Below are 12,423 nucleotides of genomic sequence, written 5' to 3'. Positions count from 1 at the left end.
TCAGCATTTTGTTAGCATAGACTTACTATGACACTATTTTATCGCAGAAAGGAAATCATTTATGGGAATTGTAGGAAGCACAGTAGGCCTTATTTTAGCGGTTATTTCGTTAATCTCATTTGTATGTTGTGTATTTTCCCTAATCTGGATTAGCAAACTGCTAAAAGACCATCGGGAAAGCCTGGTGGAAGACGTGCAAAATATCTTTTTTATTCCAATGCGGATATTAAAAATTTCTCTGCCAATTACTGCCATATTTGCGATTGCGGTAATCTGTTATATATTTTATATTCGTTAATATACCGTTGAAGGAGGGCGGCAATGAAAATACAGGAATCAGGTGAAAATTACCTGGAAACAATTTTGGTATTGGAACAACGGAATGGAATTGTAAGATCGGTCGATATTGCCACAGAATTGGGGTTCGCGAAACCCAGTGTAAGTCGAGCTATGGGAATTCTAAAAAAAGCGGGCTATATTGTGGTGGATGGTCATGGGCATATCCTGTTGACAGAGGAAGGCAGGGAAAAAGCTCGTCAGGTTTACGAGCGACATACTACCATTTCGACGTATTTGCAGTTTAGCCTTGGAGTGAGTAAAGAAGTCGCGGATCAGGACGCTTGCCGGATGGAACATGTGATCAGCCAGGAAAGTTTTGATAAAATCAAACTATTAGTAGAGAGTTGCCGCGCACAGGGCGTGCTGTAAAAAATAGGATAAAAAAGGGGACTCCCAGCCAGGTGAAATGGCTGGGAGTTTTTTGTACTATATTACCGGAATACTCTACTGATTCCATGATGGATAAAAGAAACCTTTTGCTTAGAAAAATACTTGATGATAGAAGATTACTGTTTTATCATGTTATATATTCCTTTTTGTGGGTTTTAATTGTTTCATATTGCCGATAACAGCTCATTCATTTACCGCGTTTATATACACGAATTCATGGTTTCCTTAATATCGGGCAGCTAAAAGATATGGTTCCTGCTTTTGAAAATATTGCTCGATTTATGGGAGAAAGACAACTGTAACTGTTAGAAAATGTTAATTTTAACGATTGAAATGAAAATATTGTCGTAATATGTGGAAAAAAGTAGCTGCCTACAAAAATTTTTTTGCTATTTTGGTTTACAATATTGTTATTACACGAAAAGGAGGCATTTATGAAAAATGCAACAACAAAAGATTTATGGTTACATCCGTGTTTCAACCAAAGAGCAAAACGAAGACAGGCAATTGATTGCCATGCGGGAATTTCCGGTAGAAAAAAAGAACATCTACCTGGATAAATTCAGTGGAAAGGATTTCAACCGCCCCCAATACCAAAAACTGATGCGTCGCATTAAAAAGAATGATGTGATTGTTGTCAAATCCATTGATAGGCTGGGCAGGGATTATGAGGAAATCCAGAACCAATGGCGAATTATTACAAAAGAAAAACACGCCAATATTGTGGTGTTGGATATGCCTTTATTGGACACCCGGCAAAAAAATGATGATGTAATGGGTACCTTTGTTGCGGATTTGGTGCTGCAGATCCTATGTTATGTGGCGCATACTGAGCGGAGCAATATCCGCCAACGACAGGCGGAAGGGATTGCGGCAGCGCGTTTGCGTGGCGTGCGTTTTGGCAGACCTAGAAAAGCGATTCCAGATGCGTTTTGGAAGCTGAAAAAAGACTGGGAGCAACGAAAAATATCTTCCCGTGAAGCTGCCAAAATTTTGGAAATATCTCAAGATACCTTCCTTCGATGGGTACATGGAAAATAGGAACTATTATTTTACATAGCCTATATTTGTCATAAAAAACTAGACAAAATCGTTCACTTAAAATCAGACGGATTGCCCGTGTTAATTACAATTTCCCCCCTTCTATAGTAAGATAATTTTATTATATATTATTTGCAGGAAAAAGTCTACTTTATCAGGCAGCATTGCCGTTAGGGTGGAAAAACTTTAAAAGCTGGGCATGGATGGTAATGGGCAGTCCGTCCAGTTGGTTTTTAACGGCTTGTATTGCCTGTGAGGACATGCGATAAATGCATCAAATTTATTTAAAATTTTTGAGGAGGAAAATTTATGATGCAGGACATAGAAAAAAGCCGTTTTCGCCTGAAACACCGCTTATTGGCGTCTTTTTTGACATTGATGATGCTATTTAGCTGTGTATTCACGAATATCCCTGTAATGGCAGCGGATGACCCCATTGGGACAAAAACCGTTGACCCTATTACAATGAGGGATTGGTCGAACGACTATATATCAAATGATACCACCCGAGTTGGACGTATTTGGACCGATAAATCGGTATCGGCTGAAGACGTCACATTAAACCCATCTGGAACGGAAGAAATTCCAGTGCGGCGCTCTGACAGCGATAACTTCCTGGTAGGGCTATCCGCAATCAGTTCCAACAAAAGTATTGTGGGACAATCCACAATTCCAGTAGATGTTATGCTGGTATTGGATGTTTCCAACAGTATGTCTTCAACTTCGATTGAACGAATGGTAAATGCTACGAATGACTCTATTAAAAATTTATTAGAGTTAAACGTTAACAACCGTGTTGGAGTTGCGTTGTATGCTTCTGGTAATGGCGTTTTGCTTGAACCAGACCACTATTCCACCACTGATAATACCAGTAATTTTTTGGAATACAGTAGCTGGCGTGATGAAATTGAAGTTACCAATGTAGTACGGGATAGTAATAACAATCGCGTTTCAAACTCCCAATCAGTAGGAGGAGGAACTTACATCCAAAGCGGTGTTTATGCTAGTCTGCAAGAATTTTTAAAACTGCCAGAAGATTCGCTGTCAGTAGAAGGTACAAAACGTATTCCAGTTATTGTACTGATGAGTGATGGTAACCCAACTTATGGAACAACAAATTATACTGCTGTAGGGAATAGTAACATGGGAAATGGTACTTCTAATTCCAGTACCAATGAAGTTGGCTTTGTTACTCAATTGACCAATGCATATACCCGTTCCCAGTTAGAACAGCGCTATAGCAGAGATGCTTTGTTCTACACCCTTGGCTTTAATGTTGGGTCAAGTAATATTGCGAAAGCTGTATTAGACCCGTCTCGCAATAATACCCAAGGAATGCAACAATATTGGCGAACATATCAAAGTACGCCTGTGGGACAAAGTATGAATTTAGGAAGAAGCAGAATCACTGTAGTTGATGGAATTGACAGCATAGAATATGTTGATCAATATTTCACTGCAAATAATGAAGACCAACTGCAAACAGCCTTTGAGTCAATTGTGGAGGAAATTATCATCCAATCCCGTTATTATCCTACGGATACCGATTCCAGTGGTTCTGAACTTTCCGGTTATATTACCTTTGAGGATGAAATTGGTGACTATATGCAGATTAAAAACCTAAACGGTCTATTTTATGGGGAACGTCTGTATACAGGGGCAATTTTCACCCGAAGCATTAAGGAATCCATCGACTATTGGGGCGATTTGGATTATCAGGATGACGCATATGTTTACCAATATGTGCAATCCGTCATGGAGCGTCTGTCAATCGACGAGGCTACAGCAGTAGCTTTGATTGAGAACGCTTATCAGTATGGGCAGATTTCCTATACCAACGATAATGAGTTCAGCAACTATGTGGCATGGTATGGTGCAGCGGATAAAAGCTATATCGCTCCATATAAACCAGGTCAGCCTGCACCGGATAGCGCGGTTTATCTAAACCATTCTTATGTCTATTCTGGCGAACCAGGTATATCAGGCGGTGGGGTATATGGAACTGACCTGATGTATGTTGGTCCCCGTGTACAAACCGAGATTGCTACCGGAAAGCAAACGATGATGTTGTCAATACCGGCAGCATTAATTCCCGTGTTGCGGTATACCGTTACTTTAGATACAGACGATTTGGAAACAGCAACTACTGCACAAACTGATGTAACAGTAGTGTTCCCAATGCGTTTCTTCTATGAAGTTGGCGTAAAAGATGGAATTACCAAAGACAATGTTAGTTCGGTAGTTTCAGAGGATTATCCATATCAAAACGGAAATGGGGAATATAGTTTTTATACCAATGCTTGGAACGACCTTACAGACCAGGACGATACTGCTGGGACCCATGTGAATTTTGATCCATCCCAGGAAAACGAATTTTATTATTATCCAAAGGATACCATGATTTATGAAAAAATAGGGGAAAACTACCGTCCAGTAACATCTGAACCGGTGCAAGGTGAAACCTATTACTATCAAACCCAGGTGTTCAGTACGGAAAATAATACGATCCAGCGTAACTGGAACGAAATTACTCCACAGGCATTAGCGAAAAAAGATTACAACGCCGAGAGTGGATGGCATATCCCAAAAGGGACATCCAAATATACGAATTCCTCCTACGTTACTCCAAAAGCAGATAACACAACTGGCACAGCGGTAAACTCCTTGGAACCTTCCCTGGTGGTAGGGCAGGACGGGCATATCAGTGTGCAGGTTGGTTTGGGTAACAACGGTAAAATTGTTGTATCCGCCAATGATGGCAGTTTGACCATCAGCAAAGCGGTTGCTGGCGATTATGCGGACCAGCAAAAAGACTTTACCTTTACGATAAACCTGAAAGATACAAATAACCTGCCGTTATCTGGTAGTTTTGCTTACATCGGCTCCAAAACTGGAACTATCTCGGATGGCGATACCATTACTCTGAAACACGGGGAATCCATTACCATTCAAAAGCTTCCGATTGGAACCAATTACACTGTAACCGAAACTACAGCAAATGGTTATATCGCGGACCAATTGGTAAAAACAGGGGTAGTAAGTGGTAAGGATGAAAATGGTGCGGTAGCTGCGTTTACCAACACCTATAGTTTTGACCAGCCAGGCAGCCTTTCTGGCAGCACCTATTTATCCGGTACAAAAACCCTTGGCCGTGACTGGCTGGATACCGACGAGTTTACATTTACCTTGGCAGCAGGGAACGATAGTACCCAGCAGGCCATTACAGATGGAAAAGTGGTTCTTCCAACTGCTACAACTATGGTAAATAAGGATAACCAGAATTACCGTTTTGGCGATATTACCTTTACTGCCCCCGGCGATTATTCCTTTAAAATTACCGAGGAAAAAGGCAATATTCCTGGTGTGGGTTATGACAGCCATACCGTAATAGTCAATGTAAGTGTAACCGATGGCAAAGATGGTACCTTGATTGTAGGGCAGCCAACCTATACAGGTAGCCGTAATTTTGTAAACACCTATACGCCGGATTCTGTTACCGTAACAGGGAATGCCGCAATTAGTGGTACAAAATCATTGACAGGCGCTACCTTAACCAAGAATCAGTTCACCTTTACTGTAACCCCGCAAGGCAATGCGCCAGCTCCAGCAAAATCTACTGCCACCAATGATGGGCAAGGCAACTTCAACTTTGGTGACATTACGTTTGCTACCGCTGGAACCTATTCCTATGAAATCAGGGAAGTAAATGCCGGTGCGGGTGGATTTACCTATGATGACACCGTTTACACCGTGACATTCCAGGTAGAGGATAACCCTGCAACCGGAAAACTGGAGGTAACATCCAAAACGATTTCCAGCAATCCTGCAGGAAAAACCGCAATCGCCTTCAACAATGGCTATGACGCTACGGATACCACTTATACCATTCGTGGTAAAAAATCCGTCACCGTAACCGATGGCAATTTCACTTTGCAAAATGGTCAGTTTAACTTTACCTTAACATCGGTTAATGGCGCACCAATGCCAGATGGCGTCGCTGGAAGCCAGACTGTTTCCAATGTTGGGGAAGACTTCACCTTTGGAACCATCAACTTCACAGCCCCAGGTACATACCAGTACCAGGTAAAGGAAAACAGTGAGAACCCAATCACAGGTATCTCCTATGACGGTTCCACCTATGATGTCAGCATTCAGGTAGACGACCAAAACGGTACACTGAATGTTACAAATGTTTCGATTACAAAGGATAGTGTCCCGGCGGAACTCCGGTTTACTAATACCTATACTCCAGAAGATATTACTTTGGGTGAAGATGGAAACGCCGCTTTGGGCGGAACCAAAACAGTAACCCCAACCCCAGGTAATACCTTTGAATTGAAAGACAACCAGTTCAACTTTACTTTGAGCCCCGTTAATGGTGCACCAATGCCAGATGGCGTGGTTGGTAGCCAAACGGTTTCCAATACAGGTAGCAGCTTTGCCTTCGGCAATATTACCTATACCCATACTGGGGAATACCGGTATACCATTACCGAGGTATCCGGCAATATCACTGGAATAGGGTATGATACAACTACTTACACCGCAATTGTTACCGTATCGGATAACAACGGCAAATTGACCGCTAGTGTTGCTTATGAAGGTGGCACATCCACCACAACAGCAGCGTTCAACAATACCTACCAGCCAACCACCGTTGTAATTGGGAACAATACCAACGCTGGCATCGCTGGCAACAAAACAGTAACTGGCGATTATACCTTAAAAGGGAATGACTTTACCTTTACCCTGACAGCGGTTACCCAAAACGCACCAATGCCAAACCCAACTAGCGTTACAAACAATACCCAGGGTGGCTTCGCGTTCGGTGAAATGACCTATACCGCTCCAGGGGTTTACCAATATGAGGTAAAAGAGGATAACGCAGTGGCTCCAATCAATGGTATGAGTTATGATAACACTGTTTATCTTGTAACCGTTACTGTAAAAGACAATGGCGGAACCCTGTCAGCAGATGTTTCTTATGCTATAAAAGATGGGGATGCGGTTGATGCGATGGTATTTAATAATACCTACCAGCCACAGTCTGTTACTTTGGGCGGGGACGCTGCTTTAGGCGGAACCAAAACCGTAACAGGTGATTACACCTTAAAAGCGGATGAATTCAGCTTTACCTTAACCCCAGTAGATGGCGCGCCAATGCCACAGGGGGTTACTGGCAGCCAAACCGTGAAAAACGATGCTTCCGGTAATTTCAAATTTGGGGATATCACATTCACCAAGGCAGGTACATACCAGTATACCATTACCGAAGTTTCCGGTAACATCCCTGGTATGAGCTATGATGGTGCTAACTATACCATTACTGTGACAGTAGGGGATCAAAATGGGCAATTGGTCATTGAAAGAACTGTGATTGCCAGCGATAAAACGCAGGGCCCAATCCATGTGGTTCAATTTACTAACACCTATGAACCAACCGCTGTTACCGTTTCTAATTTAGGCGGTACCAAACAGTTAACTGGACGTGCCCAAAAAGCAGGGGAGTTCACCTTTGAATTAACTAGCAAAGATAACGCTCCAATGCCAGAAAAAGCGACTGCCCAAAACAATGTGGATGGAAAATTCACCTTTGGCAGCATCCAGTTCACCCACCAAGGGGAATACCACTATACCATTACCGAAAAAGCTGGGACAGACTCCCATATCGGTTATGATACCTCTAGTTTTGACGTTACCATAAAGGTAACCGATGTAGATGGCAAATTGCAGGCAGAAGTAGTTTATCCAGATGGTGGGGTTGTATTTAACAACACTTATACACCTGATGAAGTTATCGTTGGACCGGATGGAACGGTTACCGCAATTGGCGGGACAAAAACAGTAACTGCGTTGGAAGCTGGCAACAGCTACACCATAAAGGGCAGGGAATTTGAATTCACCTTAACCCCAGTTACCAAAGACGCCCCAATGCCGAAAGAAACTACTGTTACCAACGATCAAGCAGGTAACTTTGCGTTTGGCAATATCACGTTTGATAAAGAAGGCGAGTATGAATATCAGATTGCCGAAACCAAAGGGGATAATACACTGTTTACCTATGACCAGACTGTTTATACGGTAACCGTTCAGGTAACCGATAACAACGGCCAACTGGAAGCAGTTGTTTCCTATGCTGGTGGAACATCCACAGATAAAGCTGTATTTGATAATAAATACGACCCTGAGGACGTTACTTTAGGTGAAGATGGAAACGCCACTTTAGGCGGGACAAAAACTGTTACCGCATCTGAAGGCAACAGCTATACCCTTAAAGAGGGAGAATTCAGCTTTATCCTGAAACCAGTGGATGGCGCTCCAATGCCAGAAGGCACCCAGGGCAGCCAGACCGTTGCCAATGATAAGGATGGCGACTTTACATTTGGTAAGATTACCTATACCCATGCTGGTGAGTATCAATACACCATCTCGGAAGAACCAGGTAGTATCTACCATATGACATACGATGCCACCGTTTACAACGTAACTGTAAAAGTAACCGACAACAACGGTAAACTGGAAGCTGCTGTCTCTTACGCAGGCGGTACTTCTACTGATAAAGCCGCTTTTGATAACAAATACGACCCTGAAGAGATTGTTGTTGGGCCGGATGGAACAGTTGCCGCGATTGGTGGAACCAAAACTGTTACTTCATCCGAAGGCAACAGCTATACCATGCAGGGCGGGGAATTTGAGTTCACCTTAACCCCGGTTACCAAAGATGCGCCAATGCCAGCATCCAATACTGCTGTAAATGGCGTGGATGGAAGCTTCGCGTTTGGCAATATCGCGTTTGATAAAGTAGGCGATTATGAATACCAGATTGCTGAAACCAAAGGCAGCCAAAAAGGGATTGCCTATGATGAAACAGTATACACCGTAACCATCAAAGTGACCGATACCGACCAGGATGGCAAGCTGGAAGCAGCTGTTTCCTATACCGGCGGGACATCCACAGACAAAGCCGCTTTTGACAATGGCTATGACCCTGAGGACGTTACCCTGGGCAAAGATGGAAACGCAGCTTTAGGCGGCTCTAAAGAACTGGCTGGACGTGATTTGAAAGCAGGGGAATTTGAGTTTACCCTGACGGCAAACGGCAAAGCCCCAATGCCAGAGGGCGTTACCGGAACCCAGACTGTGAAAAATGATGGTGCGGGCAACTTTACCTTTGGCAACATCACCTATACAAAACCAGGCAACTACGAGTATACCATCTCGGAAAAACCAGGCAGTGTAGGCGGCGTTACCTATGATGATGAAGTTTACACTGTCATTGTTAAAGTAACCGATAACGGCGGCCAACTGGTGGCGAATGTCCAGTATATTGATGGCGAAAACAACCAGGCTGTATTCCATAACACCTATGCCGCTGCGAAAACCAGCGTTACCCTGGGTGCGATGAAAAACCTGGAAGGCCGTGAATTAAAAGCGGGAGAGTTCTCCTTTGAACTGAAACAGAACGATATTGTGGTCGATACCAAAACCAATGCTGGAACCGGTGCGATCCAATTCGCTCCAATCGAATTTACAACCGCCGGAGTCTATACCTATACCATCGTGGAAACAACAAGCAGTTTAGGCGGAATTGCCTACGACCCTGCTGTTTATACCGTAACAGTAACTGTAACTGATGATCTGCAAGGCCATTTGAACGCAGTTGCTTCTTATCAGAAAGACGGTGTGGACGTAACCAGTATCCAGTTCAACAACAGCTATAAAGCTGCTCCAACGGATGTAGTGTTAAATGCGACCAAAGTTCTGGAAGGCCGTGGCCTGAACGCAGGGGAATTCACCTTCCTACTCAAGGACAACAGCGGCGATGTCATCAGCCAGGTAACCAACCAAGCCAATGGCAACGTTGCGTTCGATTCCATCCATTACGACCAGGCAGGCACTTACTACTACACCATCGAAGAATTGCCAGGCAGCTTGGGCGGTGTCCGTTATGATAAAACGGTTTATGATGTAACCGTTACGGTTACAGATACCAAAGATGGCAAATTACAGCCTTCTGTAGCGTATACAAATCAGGGCGTTGCGGTTGTTGGCAACCCTGTGTTTACCAACCAGTATAAAGCCGACCCTGTTACCATTGGGGAAGCAACTAGCAACGCATTGCAGGGCAGCAAAGTCTTAACAGGCCGCGACCTGCAAAACGGAGAATTTACGTTTGAACTGGTAGCAGTTACCCAAAATGCTCCAATGCCAGCGTCCAACACCGCTGTAAACCGGCAGGATGGCAGCTTTGTATTTGGGGATATCACCTATCATGAAGCGGGCAGTTATGTTTATACCATCAAAGAGGTTGCTGGCGATAAAGGCGGTATCAGCTATGACGCTGCTTCCTTCACCGCAACTGTCACCGTAATCGATGATGGTTCCGGCCAATTGAAAGCGGAAGTTGCTTACAGCGAACAGCCTGTATTCCACAACACCTACACCGCTGCCGCAAGCGATGGCATCACCATCGACGCGACAAAAGTATTGAATGGCCGCGACATGGCTGCTGGTGAATTTGAATTTGTTTTAACAGGCCAGGACGGCAATACAATGACAGCGAACAATACCGCTGCTGCAAACGGCCAGCCGGGCAAAGTGACATTTGGCCCAATTACCTACGATAAGGCTGGTACCTACATCTATACCTTAACCGAAAAAGCAAACGGTTTAGGCGGCGTTACCTATGATAGCGCTTCCTACACTGTTACTGTTACGGTAACAGATGATAACCTTGGAAAACTCCATGCAGCAGTAGCGTACAGCAAGGATGGCCAGGAGGTTGCCACACCGCAGTTTACAAACACCTATTCTGCTGGTACAACCAATATGACCTTCCATGCCAATAAACTGTTAAACGGCCGTGACCTGAAAGACCAGGAGTTCAGCTTCTCCTTAGAAGGCGAGGATGGAACACTGATCCAGCAAGTGAAAAATAACCAGGCAGGCGCAGTAGAATTCAGCCCAATCACCTACGATAAAGCTGGTACCTACATCTATACTGTTACAGAAGATAACGGCAGTTTGGGCGGTGTTGCTTATGATACCGCAGTTTACACTGTAACCGTTACTGTAACCGACGACCTGCAAGGGCATTTAAGCGCAGCTGCTTCTTACCAGAAAGATGGCCAGAACGCAACTGGTATCCAGTTCACCAATACCTATACCGCAAAACCTGTAACCATTGGCGGAACTACCAGCACGCCGTTGGATGGCTCCAAAACGTTGGATGGCCGTAACCTGAACGCAGGCGAGTTTGAATTCGCCCTGGCTCCAGTTACCGATAACGCTCCAATGCCATCCGAAGCTGTTGTGAAAAATGTTGCTGGCGGCATGTTCTCGTTTGGTGAAATCACCTATACAGAAACCGGCACCTACACCTATACTGTTGTGGAAAACAACAACGATTTAGGTGGTGTAACCTACGATAATACCGTTTACACTGTAACCGTTACCGTAACGGATGATGGCAACGGCAACCTGATTGCAGCTGTTGCGTACAGTAAAGATAACCAGCTTGTTGAACATATGGTATTCCATAACCAGTATACCGCTGCTGGAACACAGGTGACTATCCATGCGAACAAAGCACTGGATGGCCGAGATATGAAAGCAGGGGAATTTACCTTTCTATTAACAGACCAGAGCGGAAAAGTTGTTGGTAAAGCTGTTAATACAGCAACTGGTACTGTTTTATTTGACCCAATCAGCTATAACACAGCTGGAACCTATACCTATACTTTGACAGAACAGGATAACGGCTTGGGCGGTATTACTTACGATACTTCCGTTTACACCGTAACTGTCACGGTAACCGATGATGGCAATGGCCAGCTACACGCTGCGGTTTCTTACGCAAAAGATGGCAAGGCAGTTGATCAAGTACAATTCAACAACCTGTATACCATCGACAGCGTTACCGCATCCATCAGTGCGGATAAAGTGCTAAGCGGGCGCGACATGCAAACAGGGGAATTCTCCTTCCTGTTAAAGGATGAGGATGGCAATATTATCGGCAAAGCAACCAATGCGGCGGATGGTTCCATCCAGTTTAATGGGATTGAATATACCCAACCAGGTACCTATTTCTATACGCTTTCTGAACAATTCGGAAATGCGGAAGGAATGTCTTATGATGCTACGGTTTATACCGTAGTAGTAATTGTAACAGATGATGGAGAAGGGCACTTAGTTGCAACCATAAAATATTTAGGTGGTTCTAAACCAGTATTCTATAATACTTATACAGAACCTGTTGCTCCTCCAGAACCTGTTCCTCCAGTTGTAAACCCTGACGAGCCTCCAAAAACAGGCGACGATGGTTTATCAATCTGGCTTATGCTTCTAGCTCTTTCCACCTTAGGGCTTGCAGCATTTATGAAAAAATCACGTAAAAAACGTGGTTCCCATAACGGTTAACCCATTTTTTCCGTTATGTTAAGGAAACCGGCCTAGTTAGGCCGGTTTTTTTATATCCTCTAAAACATGAAAAATTCCCCGGTTCTACCAAGGAGATAAGTAGAAAATAGCATTTATAAAGGGACCGAGGAAAATAAATATTGGTAATGTTATTGACCGCTTATTGATAGTTGGTATGTGTTACGGCAACACTACAGTTCAAAAGAAAACCGAAATTGTCCGTTTGTGGATGGT

General features: G+C 43.9%; 4 protein-coding genes. All 4 read left to right on the top strand.

Translation table 11 applies throughout. The features are described from left to right. Positions 1-61: 61 nt before the first annotated feature. The 4 genes from H8Z77_RS04335 (at position 62) to H8Z77_RS04320 (ending at position 12,189) form a co-directional block, all read left to right on the top strand. Positions 62-298, top strand: a complete 237-nt coding sequence (locus tag H8Z77_RS04335; protein ID WP_069988964.1) for a hypothetical protein — start codon at positions 62-64, stop codon at positions 296-298. A 23-nt stretch (positions 299-321) separates the two neighbouring features. Continuing rightward, on the top strand, positions 322-708 hold the full coding sequence (locus tag H8Z77_RS04330; protein WP_069988963.1) for a metal-dependent transcriptional regulator: 387 nt from the start codon (positions 322-324) through the stop codon (positions 706-708). Positions 709-1,170: 462 nt separating this feature from the next. After that, on the top strand, positions 1,171-1,770 hold the full coding sequence (locus H8Z77_RS04325; RefSeq protein WP_069988962.1) for a recombinase family protein: 600 nt from the start codon (positions 1,171-1,173) through the stop codon (positions 1,768-1,770). Positions 1,771-2,079: 309 nt separating this feature from the next. Further along, positions 2,080-12,189, top strand: a complete 10,110-nt coding sequence (locus tag H8Z77_RS04320) for a Spy0128 family protein (protein WP_186996285.1) — start codon at positions 2,080-2,082, stop codon at positions 12,187-12,189. The last annotated feature ends 234 nt before the right edge of the window (positions 12,190-12,423 follow it).

The sequence above is a fragment of the Clostridium facile genome (assembly GCF_014297275.1).
Taxonomy (GTDB): domain Bacteria; phylum Bacillota; class Clostridia; order Oscillospirales; family Ruminococcaceae; genus Massilioclostridium; species Massilioclostridium facile.
This window is presented reverse-complemented; position numbering and strand designations above follow the sequence as displayed.

Excerpts from the sequence above, each read along its gene's own strand:
- H8Z77_RS04330 (WP_069988963.1), top strand. The coding sequence starts at position 322 with ATGAAAATACAGGAATCAGGTGAAAATTACCTGGAAACAATTTTGGTA.
- H8Z77_RS04335 (WP_069988964.1), top strand. The coding sequence starts at position 62 with ATGGGAATTGTAGGAAGCACAGTAGGCCTTATTTTAGCGGTTATTTCG.
- H8Z77_RS04325 (WP_069988962.1), top strand. The coding sequence starts at position 1,171 with ATGCAACAACAAAAGATTTATGGTTACATCCGTGTTTCAACCAAAGAG.
- H8Z77_RS04320 (WP_186996285.1), top strand. The coding sequence starts at position 2,080 with ATGATGCAGGACATAGAAAAAAGCCGTTTTCGCCTGAAACACCGCTTA.